Origin of the sequence: Promicromonospora sp. NPDC060271 (genome assembly GCF_042726755.1) — a bacterium.
GTDB lineage: Bacteria > Actinomycetota > Actinomycetes > Actinomycetales > Cellulomonadaceae > Promicromonospora.
This window is the reverse complement of the sequence record NZ_JBHXBG010000120.1, coordinates 1-17,836: the sequence shown is the minus strand read 5'-3', so window position 1 is coordinate 17,836 and position 17,836 is coordinate 1. Positions and strand designations below refer to the sequence as shown.

Genomic DNA, 17,836 nt, shown 5'->3' with positions numbered 1-17,836 from the left:
CCCCGGGGGTTACGGCCGCCTACGTCCTTGTGAACCTGCGTCAGGCCCGGGGCTGTGCGGGGCGGCGCACCACGTACCAGGTCAGGTACAGCACCAGCGCCCACAGCGGCACACCGAGCAGCAGGTGGAAGGTACCGAGCCACGCGATGTCGCCCGCGAAGTACAGCGGCGTCTTGACGGCGAGGCGCAGACCGAACAGGCCGACCCACAGCCAGGTGGCGATGGCGTACGTGCGCATCTTGGCCGGGTCGTCGCGCCACGCCGTGATGGCGGCGAACGGCGAGGTGCCGGCCTCCGCCTCGGCCTTGACCCGCTCCGGCGTCAGGCCCGCGCGCAGCGCCTCCACCACGTAGCCGACGGCGGGACGGCGGATCAGGATGCTGCCGAGCAGCACAACGAGGTACGCGGCGTTGACCAGCAGGCCCCCGGCGTAGTAGTTCTCCGCCTCGCCGGACGTCCAGGCCCACACCACGCCGATCGCGATACCGAGCAGGCCGCCGAGGGCCTGCGTGACGGGCGTTCGTTGCACCAGCCGCGCCACCACCAGCACGAGGGCTGCGACGACCGACGCGACCAGCGGGATCACCAGGTTGGGGGTGAAGACCACGAACGCGACCACGAACACCAGGCCGGGCAGCACCGCCTCCACCAGGCCGCGCACACCGCCGATCGCCTGGGCCGCCGAGAACTCCTCGCCGGTCAGCGCTCGCACACCCCGCGCGGGTGCCTGGTCGGGCCGCCGCTCGGGCTCGTGCTCGGACTGCTGGGGCACGTCGGGACGTGCGGGTTCGCTCATGGGGCTCATTCTGCCGTGCTCTGCCGGGTGCTGATCCACCCGGCCACGCGTCGTCTCACTCGCCCGGCCGGGGCCGCAGCTCGTAGCGCGGGTTGAACATGGTGCGCCGACCGTCGACGTCGCACACCATGCCCTCAACGCGGATGCGGCGGCCCGGCTCGATGCCGTCGATGGTCCGCCGGCCGAGCCAGACGAGGTCCAGCGCGCCGGAACCGTCGAACAGCTCGGCCTCGACGGTGGGCACGCCCTCCCGCGGGCGCAGGACCACCGAGCGCAGGACGCCGGCCACCTTGCCGCGGGACCGGACCGGCACGGACGCGACCGCCGCGCAGCCCACGTTCCGGGAGGCGTCCGCACGCTCCTCGATGTCGCGGACCTGCTCGTTGGAGGCCAGCGACTCGGCGATGCGGGACGCGAGGCTCGAGCGCAGGGACATCAGTGGTTCACCTCGTCACTTGATCTCATCCGATCTGGGTGATCTCGGGGCCACGGCGCAGCGGGTCGAAGTCGGACATCTGCGGTACCGCACCCTCCGGCCCGGCAGCGGGCGCTGCCTGCTGCGCACCATCCTTGCGTGCCGACTTCGGCAGCGCCAGGGGCAGCAGGTCACGAGGCGGTCGCGGGCTCTGGTCGCGGACCACGACGATGTTCGCGAACACCGACTCGAGCGCCTTGGCCGCCTCGGCGTCCAGCGCGGCCTTGCCGGCGAGCACCCCGCGGATGAACCAGCGCGGGCCGTCCACGCCGATGAACCGCGCGGGACGCTGCCCGGCCTGGCCGTCCGGGCCCTTCACGGGCATCCGGACCAGCAGCTCGCGGCCGAACACACCGGGCACGTCGTCGACGATCCCGCCCTGCCCGCTCACGGACTGCGCGATCTCGTGCCGGATCTCGTCCCAGATGCCCTCGGTGCGCGGCGCGGCGAACGCCTGGATCTGGAGGTTCGACCCCTCCAGCGCGGCCGTCACCCCCGTCACCTTCTGCGTCTTCTTGTCGATCTCCATGCGGAGCTCGAGGCCCGGCATCACCGGCAGCCAGATGGCACCGAGGTCGACGCGGGGACCCATCTCCCCCACCTGCGACCGGTCGAAGGGTCCGTGCGGCCGCTTCTGCTGCTCGGCCTCCACCGACGCCCACTCGACCGGTGCGGGCTCATTCGCCGTGCCTCGTCGGCTGAACAGACCCACAGCCACACTCCTTCATAGTTCGTGGTTTCATAGTTCGTCGTCCTGCGTGCGCGATCGGTTGCGGCGCACGACAGCGTTATCCGCTCGTTACTTACAGACTAGACCCGTCCGGGGCGGTACCGGTACGGAAGTCGGGACGGCTCGGGAGCCGGCGTTCAGCGCCCCGCGAAACCGCCGCTGGAGCCGAAGCCACCCTCGCCACGGTGCGAGCCGGGAAGCGTCTCGGCGGGCAGGAACCGCGCCCGCTCGACCTTCTGGATGACGAGCTGCGCCACGCGGTCGCCACGCACCAGCTTCACGGCCTCGGTGACGTCGGTGTTCAGCAGCGTCACCTTGATCTCGCCGCGGTAGCCCGCGTCGACGGTCCCCGGCGCGTTCACGATCGTGACACCGTGCTTCGTGGCCAGTCCCGACCGGGGGTGCACGAACGCCGCGTAGCCGTCCGGCAGGGCTATCGAGACGCCGGTCGGCACCAGCACCCGGCCCTGCGGCGGGATCTCGACGTCGACGGTGGTCACCAGGTCGGCGCCGGCGTCGCCGGGGTGCGCGTAGGAGGGGACGGGGACGTCGTCGAGCAGGCGGATGAGCACGTCTACCGTGCTGCCGTCGTCACTTGGCACAGGGGTGGGCACGCCGGAAGAGTACGCCACCTCGGCACGCACCGCCGCAAGAGCGGTCCCTTCGCGCCCCGGCAGTGGTCCCGCAGTGGTCCCGCGGTGCTCCGGCAGTGTTTCGGGGCTGGGATGATGTCCTCATGACGGCGACCACCCTCACCTTCCACGAGCGTCTCCTGCCCGGTCCCGGTGGCTGGCTCGGCACGGTCGGTCTGGGCGCCATCGCGGCGATCGCGCTGTGGCCGGTGCACTCGACGGCGGCGATCGTCGTCGGGCTGCTGGTCTGCCTGGGATCCGCGACCGCCCTGGCGGTCACGGCACCGGTCGTCGAGGTGTCCGACGGTGTCCTGCGGGCCGGCAGCGCCCGGATCCCGGTCGCCCTGCTCGGCCCCGCCGAGGCCCTCGACGTCGCCGCGATGCGGCACGAGCTGGGCCCCGGCCTCGACGGGCGGGCGTACGTCTGCCTGCGCGCGTGGGCCCGGACCGGGGTGCGGGTCGCGGTGGACGACCCGGCAGACCCCACCCCCTACTGGCTCGTCTCCACCCGCCGGCCGCAGCTGCTCGTCGAGGCCCTGCGACCCTGAGGAGGCCCTACGGCCCCGTGCAGGAGCCCCTGGGCAGCCGCCTGAGCCCGGACACGACGAAGGCTGCCACGCACTCGCATGACAGCCCGGTCGTGTCGTCAGTGCCGAACGCCTGGTGGAATCAGGCGGCGCACTCCGTGCAGATCATCTGGCCGGCCTTCTCGTAGGCCAGCTGGCTGCGGTGGTGCACGAGGAAGCAGCTGGAACACGTGAACTCGTCCGCCTGACGCGGCAGCACACGTACCGCGAGCTCCTCGCCGGACAGGTCGGCGCCCGGGAGCTCGAAGCCCTCGGCTGCTTCCGTCTCGTCCTCGTCCACAACGCCCGAGGACTTGTCAGAGCGACGAGCCTGCAGCTCCTGGATCGAATCCTGCTCGACATCCTCATCGGTCTTACGTGGGGCGTCGTAGTCAGTTGCCATGTGGTGTTCTCCGTCGGTAGTGGTCGCGCCGGAAGGTTTCGGGTCATCCGGGATCGACGCCGCCCCGGCCGGGTCACCGCGAGCGCCGCCGGACAGCGTCCGCCCGCGGGTGTACGCGCTGATAATGCACACGGCCCCGGTTTTGTTCCCGAGTCGGCCCACGGATTGTGCACCATTTCGTATCGGCGCGCTACATCTGCCGGTGTAACCCCGGTCACGTATGCTCTGACCTGCGTCGATATACCGATATTTGCCTTTGGGGCCGGTTCAGCGATGACGTCTGACGCGATACCGGGCCCCGATACCGGGCCGGAAAAAGTATCACCCGATCTCGGGCGAGCTCGCACCGTCGGCGTCGGCCGCCTCGAGGATCTCGGCGAGCTGTGCGACGAGCTCGGCCGGACCCGCGACGGTCATGGCGGAGCCCGCCGGGGCGCCGCGCAGCCCGGTCACCACCGCGCCCGCCTCGGTGGCCACCACGGCCCCCGCCGCCATGTCCCACGGGTTGAGCCCGCGCTCGTAGTACAGGTCGAGCGAGCCGTCCGCGAGCAGGCACAGGTCGATCGCGGCGGACCCGATCCGCCGGATGTCCCGGATCTTCGGCAGCACCTGCATCAGCACCTGGGCCTGGTGGGCGCGGCGGCCGGCGTCGTACCCGAAGCCCGTGCCGACCAGCGATGCGCCCAGCGACGCCGCGGCACCCACCCGGATCGGCTCGCCGTCCCTCGTCGCGCCCTCGCCCAGGCCCGCCGACCAGGTGCGGCCGTCGGACACGCTGTGCACGCAACCGGCCAGCACGGTCCACGAGCCGGGCTCCGGCGGCCCCGCCACCACGGCCACCGACACCGCCCACGACCCGACCCCGTACAGGTAGTTCACCGTGCCGTCGATCGGGTCGAGCACCCAGGTCAGGCCGCTGGTGCCCGGGACGTCGTCGCCCTCCTCGCCGAGGATCGCGTCGTCGGGCCGTTCGGCGGCGATCATCTCCCGCAGCAGGTCCTCCGAGGCACGGTCCATGACCGTGACCGGGTCGACGTCGCTCGACTTGGTGGCCGCGACGACCACGCGTTCGGGTCTACCCTCACGGACCAGGGCACCGGCGGCTGTCGCGAGGCGGACGGCGAGGTCGCGGAGGGCGGTGACGGTGACGCCGTCGGGCAGCTCGGGCAGTGCGGGTGAGATCACGCACCCATCCTGCCGCACCTGCCCGGCAGCCGACCATCCAGCGCCCGACTATCCCGCGGCGCACCGACGCGCCTGCGCCGCTGGGCCGCCCTGCGGTGGCAGGCTCGGCCCACAGGACTACCCAGGGAGGACTGGCATGGACGAGCTGGAGCTGGTAGGGCTGCACGAGGACGGTGAACGACTCGTCCTTGCTGCGCGCGACGGCGCCCAGAGCACCCTGCCCATCACCGATGCCCTGCGTGCCGCGATCCGCGGGGACCGCCCGCGTACCGAGTCGATCCGCGCCCAGGAGGCGTCGGCGCTTCGTCCCCGCGAGATCCAGGAGCGCCTGCGCGCCGGCGAGACGTGCGAGCAGCTCGCGGAGGTCTCGGGCCTGCCGATCGAGCACGTGCGGCGCTTCGAGTACGCCGTCCTCTCCGAGCGGGAGCACTCGATCGCGCGCGTCCGGGGGAAGTCCGTCCTGACGGACGACGGCGGCGCCACCACCCTCGGCGAGGTCGCCGACGACAGGCTCCGCTCACGCGGCGTCCGGCCCTCCGACGCCCGGTGGACCGCTACCCGCGAGGGCACCCAGCCGTGGGTCGTGCAGGTCGAGTTCCAGGCCGGCGACCGCCCCCGCGTGGCGCGCTGGTCCCTGGAGCCGCGCGGCGGGTTCGTGACGGCGCTCGACGACGAGGCACGCTGGCTCGGCCTCCCGGAGGAGGACGAGCGCCCGGCCGTCGCCGGTGTGTCGGCCCTGCCGTCGTACCGGAGCAACCACCCGTCGTCCCGGTCGGCGCCGCCCGAGCAGGACGACACCGACCTGCTGCTCGACAACCTGTCGGAGCGGCGGGGGCAGCGGCCTGCCCGCAGGCACAGCCCGGCGGGCGACCTGCCGGACATGATGGAGCTCGACCTCGACGGCGCGGACGGCGCCGGTGGCCCCGACGGGCCGCCGGCCGAGGAGCCCGAGCCCGACCCGGCGCCCTCGGCCGCCGTCGTGGACCTCGGCGCGCGGCGCGGCGGCTCGCGCCCGCGCATGCCCTCGCCCCTGGTGCCGGACTCCCCCGCCGACCTCGAGTGGGAGGGGCCCAGCCAGTGGGAGATCGACGCGCCGAGACCCGGCCCCCGGCAGGAGGCCGACGCCGGTGGGGTGCAAGGGCCCTCGCCCGCCGACCGCCCAGCGCCCCAGGCCGAGCCGGAGCAGGTCCCGGAGAAGCCGCCGGCCGAGCCCGCGGAACCCAAGCGCCCTGCCTCGAAGCGCGGCCGCAAGTCGCGCGCGCAGGTGCCGAGCTGGGACGAGATCGTGTTCGGGTCGCGTCCGGAGGTCTGACCGCCTGGACGTCAGCCCCAGAGCGACTCGTCGGCCGACCGCCGCCGCGCGGTGAGCGCCGTCATGCGGCGCATGTGGTGGCGGCGGCACAGCACCTCGTAGGCGATGTCGGCGGACTCGAAGGGACCGACGTCGCCGATCACCACCTGTTCGCCCTCCGTGACCATCGCTCCGTCGACCGTGCGCGCGTTGTGCGTGGCGCGCGCGCCGCACCAGCACAGGGACTGCACCTGGAGCACGTCTATCCGGTCCGCGAGCTCGATGAGCCGGGCGGAGCCGGGGAACAGCCGGGTGCGGAAGTCTGTGGTGATGCCGAACGCGAAGATGTCGATCTCCATCTCGTCGACGAGCCGGGCGAGCTGTTCCACCTGCTCGGGCGAGTAGAACTGCGCCTCGTCGCACACGAGGTAGTCGACCGCCTCACCGCCGGCGCGCCGGCCGCTGATCTCCACCCAGAAGTCGGTGTCGTCGGTCACCTCGTGGGCGGCGACCTCCAGGCCCAGCCGGCTGGAGACCCTCGCCTCCCCCGCCCGGTCGCCACGGCTGAAGATCAGCCCCTCGCGCCCGCGGGCGCGATAGTTGTGGTCCGTCTGGAGGGCGAGGGTGGACTTGCCGGAGTCCATGGTCCCGGAGAAGAAGACGAGCTCAGCCACAGTTCTTACCTCGGTCTTCGTTCAGGAGACGGCGGTCAGCAGGGGTACCAGCATCTCGTGCGGCGTCAGCGAGCCGTGCACGCCCGGCAGGGCGCGCGCGTTCGCCGAGTGCACACGCGAGTCGACGACGGTGGCCGCGCCGGTCATCGCGACCACCACGTCCCCGATCGCCGGCAGCACGTGCTCGGCGACCGGCCCGAACCAGCCGCCCGCCACCGCGTCGTCCCGCAGCAGGACGATCGCGTGCTCGCCCAGCCGCTCGGCCCACCGCCGCGCGACGTCGGCCGGGTCGGCGGACTGGTCGGCGTAGACGTGCAGGGCGCGCGGCTCTCCGCCGACCAGCGCGACGCCGGGCCTCAGCGCCGGGTCGGCGGCGACGTCCCACTGGGTGGTCAGGTCGGCCTTGATCTGGCCGTGGTCCGCGGTGACCACCACGAGGGTGCCCCGGGGGACGGCGCGCATCAGCCGGCTCAGCTCGCGGTCGGTGGACTCCAGCGCGTCGCCCCACTGCCACGAGTCCCAGCCGTGGCCGTGCCCCGTCTTGTCGACGTCGCCCTGGTACAGGTACACGAGGCGCTGCGGCTCGCCGGGCTGCCGGAGCGCCGTGACCGTCGCGTCGACCCGCTGCTCGAAGGTCTCCGCGGCGACGTAGGCCGGGCCGCGCAGCGCGGCCTGCGTCATGCCGGACCCGGCGAACTTGCCCGGGCCGGGCGCCGTGACCCGCACGCCGGCGGCGGCGAGCTTCTCGAAGACAGTCGGCTCGCGCTGCACGTCGGCCGGGTCGCCGAGCTCCTTCCACTGCACCAGGGACGCCAGCCGGCCCGTCGCGGGGTTGCGCTGCGTGTAGCCGAGCATGCCGGTGCGGCCAGGGGCGGTGCCCGTGCCGAGGGTGCTCAGGCCCGCCGCCGTCGTCGACGGGAAGCTCGACGTGAGCGTCGCGGCGGGCTCGTCGCGCTCGCGCAGGAGCCCGCGCAGGAACGGCGCGTGCCCGCCGCGCTCGGCGAGGTTGCGGATGCCGAGCCCGTCGACCAGGACGACGACCACGCGGTCGGCGTCGGGCAGGCCGAGGGCCGTGCGGCAGCCGCCCGAGGTGAGGCCGGTGGCGGTGGTGAGGTCGTGCCCCATGGCGCCCGCGACGGCGGGCAGGACCGCGGCGAGGCTCGTGGTGTCGTAGGACGGCGCGACCAGGCCGCCGGGGAGGTCCGGTACGGTCACTTCGGCGCGGACGTCGCCCGGGACAGGGCGCGCGCAAAGCCGACGGCGGCACGGACCGCGGCGTCGCCCTCTGCCTCGCTGGACACGCGGACCACCACGTCGTCGGGCGTGACCTGGCCGGTCAGTCCGTGGTCGGCGGTGCAGTTCGGGTCGACGCACGTGGCGGGCTCGAGGTCGACGCGCGACACCGCGCCCCAGCCGATGGCGAGGGTGACCTCCCGCGTCGACGCACGCTTCGGGTAGCGCTCCGGGTCCGCGATCACGTGCGTGAGCGCCACCGAGCGGATCTCGCGCACCGGCACGACCTCGGTGGTGGCCGACGCCGAGCCGGGCCGCTCCGGGTCCTCCCCCGCGTGGTCGTCCACGTGCGCGGTGACCAGGCGGGTCGGCGTCAGCACCAGGACGGTGAGATGCCTGCGCACCTCCGAGTCGAAGGTGGTCTCGGCCTGCACGAGGTGGGCGACGACCTCCTCGTCGGCCAGGGCGACGTCGAGCACGTCCGCGACGAGCTCCGGGTAGTAGCCGGCCCGGTGCAGATGGGCGGTCAGGTCGTCACGGGCATCGGTAGGGGCATGGGGCACGGGGGGAATCATCCCACTCGTCTCGTGCTCCGGTCCACATCACCCCGGCAGCGCCCGTCGCGGCGCGTCCGTCCGGCGCTCCGCGGGCCGTAGCCGGATCGTCGCGTGCAGCACCGCGGCCCCGCGCTCCGCGACCGCGACGGGGTAGAGCTCCAGGGAGGCGAGCTCCGGCAGGTCCTCCGCCATGACGGAGACCCGCGCCAGCACGTCCTCCAGCGCCGCCACGTCGGCGCCGGGCGCGCCCTGGTAGCCGAAGAGCCGGGGTGCCGCCCGGACGCCGCGCACCATGCGCGCCACGTCGACGTCGGTCAGGGGCGGCACGCCGTGCGTCACGTCGTCGAGCAGGTCGACGGCGTCGCCGGCCAGCCCGAAGGACACCACCGGGCCGAACAGCTCGTCCTCGACCGAGCGCACCACGCACGCCACGCCGGTGGGCGCCATCGCCTGCACCTCAAGCACCGGGTCGGGCGCCGGGAGCAGGGACGCCGCCGCCGCGAGCATCCGTTCGGCGTCCTCCCGCAGGTCCTCGGCGTCGGCGATGTCGAGGCGCACGCCGCCCAGGTCCGCGCGGTGCCGCAGCGCGGGTGCGGCGATCTTGAGGGCCACCGGCCAGCCCAGCTCCTCGGCGGCGGCGACCGCATCGTCCGCCGTGCGCACGCTCCGTGAGCCCCACAGGGTGAGGCCGTAGCAGGCGAGCAGCTCCGTGGCGGTCGCCTGGTCCAGGACCACGCCGGCCGGCTCCTGGGTCGGCTCCTGGGCCGGCTCCTGGGTCAGCAGAGCCTCGACGAGCGTGCGCGCCTGGGCCCGCGCGGCGCCGTCCGACATGCCCTCCCGCAGCGCGGGCCGCACCGGCGTGCCGTGGTCCTGGGTGCGCCACTGCGCATAGCGCACGACCGCGCCGAGAGCCCAGACGGCGTCCTCGGGCGTGGAGAACGCGGGGATCCGGATCTCGCGGCCGTCGTGGCTCGCCGCGAGCTCGTCGGGCATGCCGTGCAGGCCCAGCGCGCTGGCGACCGTCGTGCGGCCCGTCCGGGCGGCGGCCTGGGCCACCGCGCGCGCTATCGCGTCGGTGCGCGGCAGCACGACGGGCACCGACACCACGACGACGGCGTCGCACGCGCCCGGCGCGTACAGGGCGTCGACGGCGGCGGCGATCTCGTCGTCGGGGGCGCTCGCCGAGAGCGGCTCGGGCGGCCCGACGACGGTCAGGCCCGCCGCCGCCACGGCGTCGGCCACGAGCGCGGCCAGCGACGGCGAGCTCGCGAGGATCCCCACCCGGCCGCCGGTGGGGAGCGGCTGGTGCGCAAGCACCTGGGCGACGTCCATGAGCTGGTGCGTGTTCTCCGCGCGGATCACGCCGGACTGCCGCAGCACCTCGTCGAGCATCCGGCGCGGCGCGCGCGTCGCGCGCACCGTGTGCCCGGGCGGCACGACGCTCCCGTGGCGGCCCGCCACGACCACGATCACGGGCTTGACCTGCGCCAGACGCCTGGCGATCCGCGAGAACTTGCGCGGGTTGCCGAGCGTCTCCAGGTACAGGCAGGCGACGTCGGTGTGCGGGTCGTCCTGCCAGTACTGCATGACGTCGTTGCCCGACACGTCGGCCCGGTGCCCGGCGGAGACGAGCGTGGAGAGCCCGAGGCCGCGCCGCTTGACCGTCTCGGCGGCCGTGACGGCGACGGGTGAGCTCTGGCTGAACAGGCCGACCCGGCCCGGCTTGGGTGCCGTGAGCGCGAGGCTCGCGCGCAGGCTCGCGCCCGGCACGTTCGTCAGCAGGCCGTAGCTCGCGGGGCCCACCACCCGCATGCCCTCGGCGTGCGCGGTACGCAGCAGCTCGCGGCGGCGGGCGACGCCGTCGGGTCCGGTCTCGGCCCACCCCGCCGACAGGACGACGACGCCGCGCGCACCCGTGCCGCGCAGGCGCCGGACGGCGTCGATCACCTCGTCCGGCGGCGCGGCGACGATCGCGAGGTCGACCCGGGCGCTCTCGCCGGACCCGTCCCCGCCCGGCCCGCCTCGTCCGAGGTCCGCCCAGGTCACGTCGTCGCCGAGCACCAGAAGCTCGGTGTCGCCGGGGTCGGCGGCGTGCGCCTCGCGGACGCGCGCGGCGAGGAGCTCGTCGACGGTCCCGCCCCGCGCCGGGCCGACCAGCAGCACGCGCCGGGCGGAGAGCAGGCCCTGCATGGAGCGCGCCTCGGTGCGGTGCTCGCGGTCGGCCATGACCTCGCGGGACCGGTCGGTCGGGTCGAGGTCGACGGAGACGGTGACCACGCCGTCGTCCAGGTGCTGCTCGACCGCGTAGCCGGCCTCCCGGAACACACCGAGCATCGCCCGGTTCTGCGGCAGCACCTCCGCTATGAACCGGTGCACGCCCCGTTCGCGCGCCGCCGCGGCGATGTGCTCGAGCAGCACGGACCCCAGGCCCTGCCCCTGGACCGCGTCGGCCACGTTGAACGCGACCTCGGCGGTGCGGCGCCCGGGCTGGTCGTCGATGACGTCGTAACGCGCGACGCCGATGATGTCCTCGGCCGGGGCCGCGCCGTCGGCGTCCGCGCCGTCGGCGCTCGCACCGTCGGCGTCCGCACCGTCGGCCTCCGACACAGCACCCGGGCGGACGGCGACCAGCGCGGCCCTGCGCACGTGGTCCACGGTGACGAGCTGGGTGAGCATGCGGTCCGGGATGCGCTGCAGCGCGGCGAAGAACCGCAGATAGGTGGAGCGCTCCGACTGGGCCATCTGGAAGCGCTGGAGCGCGTCGGAGTCCTCCGGGCGGATGGGGCGCACGTGCGTCGTGGAGCCGTCGCGCAGCACCACGTCGGCCTCCCACTCGACGGGATACCCCGTCGGGTACGGCAGGCGCACCGTGCCCACCCGCCGGTCTGCTGGCTGGTCCACGAGACCAAGGTTAACGACCGGGCTATCGGATCAGGACCATGCCGACGAGCAGCATCACGGCGAAGCCGACGAGCACCAGCCGCTGCCTGCGGTTCGGGCCGGAGGCGGTGAGGATCGCCGCGACCGCCGGTCCCGTCGCGAGCATCAGCCACGCGCCCGGCGCGGGGGCGATGTTCGCCGACACGGCGGCCACCGCGACGACCACCAGGCCGTGCACCACGCCGAGCCCCACCCGCATCGAGATGACCACGTGCAGCACCGCCGCGACCACCGCGAGGCCCGCCCACATGGTGATGCCCTCCTCGAGGCAGCCCCACTCCTGCTCCGCGCACCGCCAGGACTGCATCCACCAGGTGACCAGGGCACCGAGCACCATGACGGGCACCACGCTGAGCCCGGCGACGCCGTAGGCCAGCCCCACGCGGACCAGCCAGCCCGGCAGGGTGGTCGACCTGCTGAGCAGCGGCATTTCGGGCATAGCTGAATAGTGCCAGGTGAAGCGGGGAACGTGCACATGCTCGGCCCATGACCTGGCTCGACGTCCGCACGGTGAGAGCCCGAGTGCTCGCCGGAGTGTGAGCGGCCGGAGTGTCGGCGGCGCGGGGTACCGTGTGCCTGTTCGATCCACCCCCAGAGTCAGCCCCAGAACCCAGGAGCCCCACGAACCATGGCGCGCAAGCCGTCGCAGCCGCTCGACGAGAGCGAGATCCACGAGAAGGTCGTGGACATCGACGTCGCCTCGGAGATGGAGACCTCGTTCCTCGAGTACGCCTACTCCGTCATCTACTCGCGGGCCCTGCCTGACGCGCGCGACGGCCTCAAGCCGGTACAGCGCCGCATCCTCTACATGATGTCGGACATGGGGCTGCGCCCCGACCGCGCGCACGTCAAGTCGTCGCGCGTGGTGGGCGAGGTGATGGGAAAGCTCCACCCGCACGGGGACACGGCGATCTACGACGCCCTGGTGCGCCTCGCGCAGGACTTCTCCCTGCGGCTGCCCCTGGTGGACGGGCACGGCAACTTCGGCTCGCTCGACGACGGCCCGGCGGCCCCCCGGTACACGGAGGCCCGGCCCGCGGCGTCGGCCATGTCGATGACGGCGGACCTCGGCGAGGACGTCGTGGACTTCGTGCCGAACTACGACAACAAGCTCACCCAGCCGGAGGTGCTGCCCGCCGCGATCCCGAACCTGCTGGTCAACGGCGCGTCCGGCATCGCGGTCGGCATGGCGACGAACATGGCTCCGCACAACCTCGTCGAGGTCGTCGCGGCGGCGCAGCACCTGATCAAGAACCCCGAGGCCACGCTGGAGGACCTGCAGCGGTTCGTCCCTGGTCCGGACCTGCCGACGGGCGGCAAGATCGTGGGCCTCGAGGGTGTGCGCGACGCGTACCGCACCGGCCGCGGCAGCTTCCGCACCCGGGCCACCGCACGGATCGAGAGCGTGACCCCGCGCCGCAAGGGCATCGTCGTCACCGAGCTCCCCTACCTGGTGGGCCCGGAGAAGGTGGTCGAGAAGATCGCCGACGGCGTCAAGGCCAAGCGCATCCAGGGCGTCTCCAACGTGCAGGACCTCACGGACCGCACGCACGGCCTGCGCCTGGTCATCGAGGTCAAGACCGGTTTCGACCCCGACGCCGTGCTGGAGCAGCTCTACCGCGTCACGCCGCTCGAGGACTCGTTCGGCATCAACAACGTGGCCCTCGTCGACGGCCAGCCGCGCACGCTCGGCCTGGTCGAGATGCTGCGGGTCTGGGTGGACCACCGTGTCTCGGTGGTCCGGCGCCGGTCGCAGTACCGCCTGGACAAGCGCCTCGAGCGGCTGCACCTGGTGGACGGCCTGCTCATCGCGATCGTGGACATCGACGAGGTCATCCAGGTGATCCGCTCGTCCGACGACGCGGCGATCGCCCGCGACCGCCTGCGCGAGGTCTTCGACCTGTCGGAGCCCCAGGCGTCGTACATCCTGGACCTCCAGCTGCGCCGCCTCACCAAGTTCTCGCGTATCGAGCTGGAGAAGGAGGCCGAGGAGCTGCGCCGCGAGATCGCCGAGCTGGAGCAGATCCTCGGCGACGAGAAGCTACTGCGCCGCGTCGTCAGCACCGAGATGAGCGAGGTGGCCAAGACGTACGGCACGCCACGCCGCACCGTGCTGCTCGACTCCGCCGGCGGGTCCGTCGGCTCGATGGCCGAGGCCCCGGCGAACGGGCGCAAGAAGAGCGTCGAACCCATCGACCTGCAGATCAAGGACCTCCCGACCCGCGTGGTGCTGTCCGCGACGGGCCTGCTGGCCCGCCTACCGGACGACGTCCCGGTGTCGCGCGAGGGCAACCGCGCGGCGCACGACGCCCTGCGGGGCGACGCCGCGGCGACCACCCGCGGTCACGTCGGTCTGGTGACCTCGGCCGGCCGCATGCTGCGCATCTCCGTGCTCGACCTGCCCTCGCTGCCGCCGACCGACGGCGCGCCGTCGCTGTCCGGTGGTATCCCGGTCAGCGAGCTCGTGGAGCTGGAGCCCGGCGAGACCGTGCGGACCGTGACCGGGCTGGGCCCGGACGCGCCGACCATCGCCGTCGGCACCGCGCAGGGCATCGTGAAGCGGGTGGCGCCGTCGGACGCCCCGGCAAAGGGCGACGAGTGGCCGGTGATCGCGCTCAGGGACGGCGACACCGTCGTGGGCGCCGCCGTGGTGTCCGACGGCGACGAGCTGGTCTTCGTCGCCGACGACTCGTCGCTGCTGCACTTCCCGGCCTCGTCCGTGCGGCCGCAGGGGCGGGCCGCGGGCGGCATGGCGGGGATCAAGCTGGCCGCGGACCGGAAGGTCGTGTTCTTCGGCGCCGTTCCGGCCGGGGTCGATGCCACGGTGGTGACCGTCGCCGGGGCCGGCGACGCGCTGCCGGGGATCGAGCCGGGTGCCGGCAAGGTGACGCCGTTCTCGCTGTACCCGGGCAAGGGGCGCGCGACGGGCGGTGTGCGGTCGCAGCGGCTGCTGAAGGGCGAGGACGGGCTCATCCTGGCCTGGGTGGGCGCGACTCCCCCGCGGGCGCTCGGCGCCGGCGGTCAGCCGGTCGAGCTGCCCGAGGTGGACGAGCGGCGCGACGGGTCCGGGACCCCGATCTCGGTTCCGATCGCGGTGATCGGCTGACCCGGCGGAACTGGTTCTGTCGGTACCCAGGTGTCGGCACCAGTCGGTCGGTGCCGATCGGTCGATACCAATCTTGTCGGTACCAGTTCTGTCGAGGCTGTCGATTCTGGCGTCGCTCGCCCGTCCAAGGCGTGTCAACATTCCAGTGACGAGGAGCTCGACATGACTGACAGCTGGGTTTTCCTGATCCGCGAGAACGACTGGGACTCGGACGCCTACCTTCCGGAGAACCTAAAAGGGCGAGACCCCTCCGAGGACCCGGACATGGCGGCGCACGGGCGCTTCATGCAGGCCGTCGAAGAGCTCGGCGTCAAGATGGTCGGCGCCGCCGCGCTGCAGAACGCGAAGTACGGCGGGTGGGTCGCGCCCGGCAAGGACGGCGCCGAACCCGTCTACACCGACGCGCCGTTCACCGACACCAACGAGGTCATCACCGGCTTCTACCAGTTCGAGTGCGACGAGGCCACGGCGCGCAAGATCGCGGCGCTCGTGCCCACCGGCAACGTGATCGAGTGGCGCAAGGTCATGAACTTCGGTTCCTAGGGGGCACCGCTCAGTGCCGATCGACCCCGCGGCGTTCCGCACCGCCTGGCCTCAGGTGGTGCGGTCGCTCGCCGTGACAACGCGCAGCCTGGACTCCGGCGAGGAGTACGCCGCGGAGGCGTTCGCGCGGGCCGCGGCCCAGCCCGACGGCGCCATCGACGACCTGGTCGCCTGGTGCGTCCAGGTCGGGCGCCGGACGTGGCTCGACGCGGTGCGCCACCAGGCGGTGTTCACGCGGCTCCAGCCCCAGATCGCTCGCCCGGAGGTGGCCGCAGTGGACGTGCCGACCGGCCCGGGCACGCCCGGCGGCGACCTCGACGACCGGCTCGCGCTGCTCTTCGTGGCGTGCGACGACACGCTCGCCTCCGGCGCACAGCTCGTCCTGGCGATGCGGGTGGTCTGCGGGCTCACGATCCGGCAGATCGCCGCCCACCTCGGCATCGCGGAGGCGACGGCGGCGGCACGGCTCACGCGCGCCAAGTCGGCACTGGCCAGGGCCCGCGGCGAGTTCGCGATCCCCGACCGCGCCGCGCGGGCGTCGCGGCTGCCCGTCGTGCTCGCGTGCGTCGCCGGCCTGTTCGCCGTGGGGCAACGGGACGGGATCGAGCCCGCTGACGCCACCGAGGACCCGGCCCGCGACGCGCTGACGCTCGCCGAGGCGCTCGCCGCGGAGTATCCGGACGATCCCGAGGTGCTCGGCCTGCGCGCCGTGTGCCGTCTCGGCCTGGCCCGGCGCCCGGGTCGCGTGCGCGACGGCGTCGCGCTCCCCCTCGACGAGGTGGACCGCTCGGCGTGGGACCAGCGGCTCCTGTCGGCGGGCCTGGACGATGCCACGGCGGCGATCACCACAGGCGGAGCGGGTCCGGGGCGGCCGGGCCGCTTCGCGCTGGAGGCCACGATCTCGGGGGTGCACGCCGCGGCTCGTACCGCGGCGGACACCGACTGGTCCCGGCTGGCCCAGCTCTACGACGCGTTGCTACTGGTCTGGCCGTCGCCGGCGACCCGCGTCGCGCGCCTGGTGGTGCTCGGCCGGATCGCCCTGCGCGAGGGTGGGGCCGAGACTGGGACTGGGACTGGGACTGGCGCTCGCGCTGGCGCTGGTGACAGGCTCAGCGCGATCGAGCGCGAGCTCGAGGAGCTCGTCGCCGACGGGCCGCCGTATGCCGCGAGGGACGCGAGCCTCGCCCTCGCGGACCTCGCGCGCCACACCGGCCGGACCGGCGAGGCGGCCGCTCGCTACCGCGAGCTGCTGGACGTGATCCCGGCCGGCCCGCTGCGCGAGTTCTGCCGCAGGCACGCCGGATAACGGCCCGCCGCCGGTTCCCGCCGGCGGACGGGTTCGGTCCTTTGCACGGCCGGCACGCTGACATCGGTCCCTTGCTCTGAGATCGGTCGGTTGACCGACCGATCTCACGGCAACCGACCGAACTCACCGGGTTCGGTCCGTCGCACCGGGCCCAGGCGGGCACGCGGCGAAGCCCCGACCCGCAATTCCCTCGGTCACTGTCAGGGGCCAGTGGTTGACTCCATCCATGACCGACGACTCGACCTATGAGTTCTCCACCGACCCCGACCGTATCGACGCCGCCCGCGTGCACGAGCTCATCGTCGACACCTACTGGGGACCGGGCCGCTCGCGCGAGATGATGGACGCGGCGACCGCCGGCTCCCGGCCCTACGGCGTCTACCGCCGGGACACGGGCGCGCAGGTGGCCTTCGCGCGTGTGGTGACCGACGGCGTGACGTTCGCCTGGCTCTCCGACGTCGTCGTCGATCCGAGCCTGCGCGGCCAGGGCATCGGCAAGCTCCTGATCGGCGGCGTGATCGCCGACCTCGAGCCGCTCGGCCTGCGCCGCACGCTCCTCGCGACCGCCGACGCCCAGAGCCTCTACGAGCAGTTCGGCTGGGTGCGGGTCGACCCGCAGTACACCTGGATGGAGCTCCCGGGCACCGGTGCGGGTCCCCGGTTCGGCGTATCGGCCGGCACGCCCACGAGCACCACCCCGGGTCCGCAGGCGGGCCCGCTCGGAGCACCGGCATGAGCGTCTCGGTCGAGATCGGTGACCTGACCCGCGTGGAGGCGGATGCGGTGGTCAATGCCGCGAACTCCACGCTCCTGGGCGGCGGCGGGGTCGACGGCGCCCTCCACACGGCAGCCGGGCCGCGGCTGCTCGAGGCGTGCCGGCGACTGCGCAACACCACCCACCGGGATGGCCTCGACGTCGGCGACGCCGTCGCCACCCCGGCGTTCGACCTGCCCGCCTCGTGGGTGATCCACACCGTCGGGCCGAACCTGCACCGCGGCCAGGACGATCCGACCCTGCTCGCGTCGTGCTTCGCCCGCTCGCTCGACGTCGCCGCCGAGCTGGACGTGCGGACCATCGCCTTCCCGGCGGTGAGCGCGGGTGCCTACGGCTGGCCCGTCACGGACGTGGCGCGCATCGCGGTGACGACCTGCCGTGGCTGGCTCGCCGGGCATCCGGACGCCAGCCCCCAGGACGTGCGGTTCGTGGTGCTCGACGAGCGGTCGCGGAACGTGTTCGACGAGGCGCTCGCCACGGCCTGAGGACGACCTGACACGCTCGGGAGCCGCTCCGTGGCCGTGCGGTCGTTCGTCTTACGCGCCACCCCAGGTCGGCGCGAGTCAGCTCGTGATCAGCTTGGCGAGCTCCGCCGGCGTCGCCGCGAACGCCGCGGCGCCGGCG

General features: G+C 73.5%; 18 protein-coding genes. 7 read left to right on the top strand and 11 right to left on the bottom strand.

The genetic code is table 11. The annotated features are described in order from the left end of the window. Positions 1-40: 40 nt before the first annotated feature. The 4 genes from ACFWE2_RS17745 to dut all read right to left on the bottom strand — a co-directional run bounded on the left by ACFWE2_RS17745 (position 41) and on the right by dut (position 2,615). Positions 41-796 carry a DUF3159 domain-containing protein gene (locus ACFWE2_RS17745; protein ID WP_377225540.1) on the bottom strand — a complete coding sequence of 252 codons (756 nt, stop codon included), beginning with the start codon at positions 794-796 and terminating at the stop codon, positions 41-43. Positions 797-851: 55 nt separating this feature from the next. After that, positions 852-1,232: an OB-fold nucleic acid binding domain-containing protein gene (locus ACFWE2_RS17740; protein WP_377225539.1), complete on the bottom strand. Its 381-nt coding sequence runs from the start codon at positions 1,230-1,232 to the stop codon at positions 852-854. Between the two features lie 25 nt (positions 1,233-1,257). Continuing rightward, complete coding sequence (locus tag ACFWE2_RS17735) at positions 1,258-1,983, bottom strand: DUF3710 domain-containing protein (RefSeq protein WP_377225538.1); 726 nt, start codon at positions 1,981-1,983, stop codon at positions 1,258-1,260. Positions 1,984-2,138: 155 nt separating this feature from the next. Further along, positions 2,139-2,615 (bottom strand): dUTP diphosphatase, encoded by a 477-nt coding sequence (dut, locus tag ACFWE2_RS17730; RefSeq protein WP_377225537.1) that lies wholly within the window; start codon positions 2,613-2,615, stop codon positions 2,139-2,141. Between the two features lie 122 nt (positions 2,616-2,737). Here dut and ACFWE2_RS17725 point away from each other — a divergent pair, with 122 nt between their 5' ends. Further along, entirely contained in the window at positions 2,738-3,181 is a 444-nt protein-coding gene (locus tag ACFWE2_RS17725) for a DUF3093 domain-containing protein (RefSeq protein ID WP_377225536.1), read from the top strand. A 121-nt stretch (positions 3,182-3,302) separates the two neighbouring features. Here the strand turns inward: ACFWE2_RS17725 and ACFWE2_RS17720 are convergent, their stop codons facing one another. Next, entirely contained in the window at positions 3,303-3,602 is a 300-nt protein-coding gene (locus ACFWE2_RS17720) for a DUF4193 domain-containing protein (RefSeq protein WP_116675819.1), read from the bottom strand. 321 nt (positions 3,603-3,923) lie between these two features. Beyond that, positions 3,924-4,787: an inositol monophosphatase family protein gene (locus ACFWE2_RS17715; RefSeq protein WP_377225535.1), complete on the bottom strand. Its 864-nt coding sequence runs from the start codon at positions 4,785-4,787 to the stop codon at positions 3,924-3,926. A gap of 136 nt (positions 4,788-4,923) precedes the next feature. Here ACFWE2_RS17715 and sepH point away from each other — a divergent pair, with 136 nt between their 5' ends. Then, on the top strand, positions 4,924-6,099 hold the full coding sequence (sepH, locus tag ACFWE2_RS17710; RefSeq protein ID WP_377225534.1) for a septation protein SepH: 1,176 nt from the start codon (positions 4,924-4,926) through the stop codon (positions 6,097-6,099). An 11-nt stretch (positions 6,100-6,110) separates the two neighbouring features. On the opposite strand, the gene ACFWE2_RS17705 is transcribed toward sepH, so the two are convergent. From ACFWE2_RS17705 to ACFWE2_RS17685, 5 genes are read right to left on the bottom strand one after another with little or no spacing between them, the layout of a single operon-like run. Then, on the bottom strand, positions 6,111-6,752 hold the full coding sequence (locus ACFWE2_RS17705; protein WP_377225533.1) for a thymidine kinase: 642 nt from the start codon (positions 6,750-6,752) through the stop codon (positions 6,111-6,113). 21 nt (positions 6,753-6,773) lie between these two features. Then, positions 6,774-7,967 carry an alkaline phosphatase family protein gene (locus ACFWE2_RS17700; protein ID WP_377225532.1) on the bottom strand — a complete coding sequence of 398 codons (1,194 nt, stop codon included), beginning with the start codon at positions 7,965-7,967 and terminating at the stop codon, positions 6,774-6,776. Further along, on the bottom strand, positions 7,964-8,548 hold the full coding sequence (locus tag ACFWE2_RS17695) for a DUF5998 family protein (protein ID WP_116675824.1): 585 nt from the start codon (positions 8,546-8,548) through the stop codon (positions 7,964-7,966). Before ACFWE2_RS17695 ends, ACFWE2_RS17700 begins: the two co-directional genes overlap by 4 nt. A gap of 39 nt (positions 8,549-8,587) precedes the next feature. Continuing rightward, on the bottom strand, positions 8,588-11,443 hold the full coding sequence (locus tag ACFWE2_RS17690; protein ID WP_377225531.1) for a GNAT family N-acetyltransferase: 2,856 nt from the start codon (positions 11,441-11,443) through the stop codon (positions 8,588-8,590). Positions 11,444-11,465: 22 nt separating this feature from the next. Further along, positions 11,466-11,921, bottom strand: a complete 456-nt coding sequence (locus tag ACFWE2_RS17685; RefSeq protein WP_377225530.1) for a hypothetical protein — start codon at positions 11,919-11,921, stop codon at positions 11,466-11,468. Positions 11,922-12,110: 189 nt separating this feature from the next. Between ACFWE2_RS17685 and ACFWE2_RS17680 the strand changes: the two genes are divergently transcribed. The 5 genes from ACFWE2_RS17680 (at position 12,111) to ACFWE2_RS17660 (ending at position 17,697) form a co-directional block, all read left to right on the top strand. After that, positions 12,111-14,588: a DNA topoisomerase (ATP-hydrolyzing) subunit A gene (locus ACFWE2_RS17680; protein WP_377225529.1), complete on the top strand. Its 2,478-nt coding sequence runs from the start codon at positions 12,111-12,113 to the stop codon at positions 14,586-14,588. A gap of 162 nt (positions 14,589-14,750) precedes the next feature. Next, positions 14,751-15,131 (top strand): YciI family protein, encoded by a 381-nt coding sequence (locus ACFWE2_RS17675; RefSeq protein ID WP_377225528.1) that lies wholly within the window; start codon positions 14,751-14,753, stop codon positions 15,129-15,131. Positions 15,132-15,144: 13 nt separating this feature from the next. After that, a complete protein-coding gene (locus tag ACFWE2_RS17670) occupies positions 15,145-16,437 on the top strand; it encodes a DUF6596 domain-containing protein (protein WP_377225527.1) in 1,293 nt (430 codons plus the stop codon). 226 nt (positions 16,438-16,663) lie between these two features. Further along, the gene (locus ACFWE2_RS17665; protein ID WP_377225526.1) at positions 16,664-17,173 is read left to right on the top strand and encodes a GNAT family N-acetyltransferase; all 510 of its coding nucleotides are present in this window, start codon (positions 16,664-16,666) and stop codon (positions 17,171-17,173) included. Further along, the gene (locus ACFWE2_RS17660; RefSeq protein WP_377225525.1) at positions 17,170-17,697 is read left to right on the top strand and encodes an O-acetyl-ADP-ribose deacetylase; all 528 of its coding nucleotides are present in this window, start codon (positions 17,170-17,172) and stop codon (positions 17,695-17,697) included. Before ACFWE2_RS17665 ends, ACFWE2_RS17660 begins: the two co-directional genes overlap by 4 nt. Positions 17,698-17,836 lie beyond the last annotated feature (139 nt).

Excerpts from the sequence above, each read along its gene's own strand:
- ACFWE2_RS17745 (WP_377225540.1), bottom strand. The coding sequence starts at position 796 with ATGAGCGAACCCGCACGTCCCGACGTGCCCCAGCAGTCCGAGCACGAG.
- ACFWE2_RS17740 (WP_377225539.1), bottom strand. The coding sequence starts at position 1,232 with ATGTCCCTGCGCTCGAGCCTCGCGTCCCGCATCGCCGAGTCGCTGGCC.
- ACFWE2_RS17725 (WP_377225536.1), top strand. The coding sequence starts at position 2,738 with ATGACGGCGACCACCCTCACCTTCCACGAGCGTCTCCTGCCCGGTCCC.
- ACFWE2_RS17720 (WP_116675819.1), bottom strand. The coding sequence starts at position 3,602 with ATGGCAACTGACTACGACGCCCCACGTAAGACCGATGAGGATGTCGAG.
- sepH (WP_377225534.1), top strand. The coding sequence starts at position 4,924 with ATGGACGAGCTGGAGCTGGTAGGGCTGCACGAGGACGGTGAACGACTC.
- ACFWE2_RS17685 (WP_377225530.1), bottom strand. The coding sequence starts at position 11,921 with ATGCCCGAAATGCCGCTGCTCAGCAGGTCGACCACCCTGCCGGGCTGG.
- ACFWE2_RS17680 (WP_377225529.1), top strand. The coding sequence starts at position 12,111 with ATGGCGCGCAAGCCGTCGCAGCCGCTCGACGAGAGCGAGATCCACGAG.
- ACFWE2_RS17675 (WP_377225528.1), top strand. The coding sequence starts at position 14,751 with ATGACTGACAGCTGGGTTTTCCTGATCCGCGAGAACGACTGGGACTCG.
- ACFWE2_RS17665 (WP_377225526.1), top strand. The coding sequence starts at position 16,664 with ATGACCGACGACTCGACCTATGAGTTCTCCACCGACCCCGACCGTATC.
- ACFWE2_RS17660 (WP_377225525.1), top strand. The coding sequence starts at position 17,170 with ATGAGCGTCTCGGTCGAGATCGGTGACCTGACCCGCGTGGAGGCGGAT.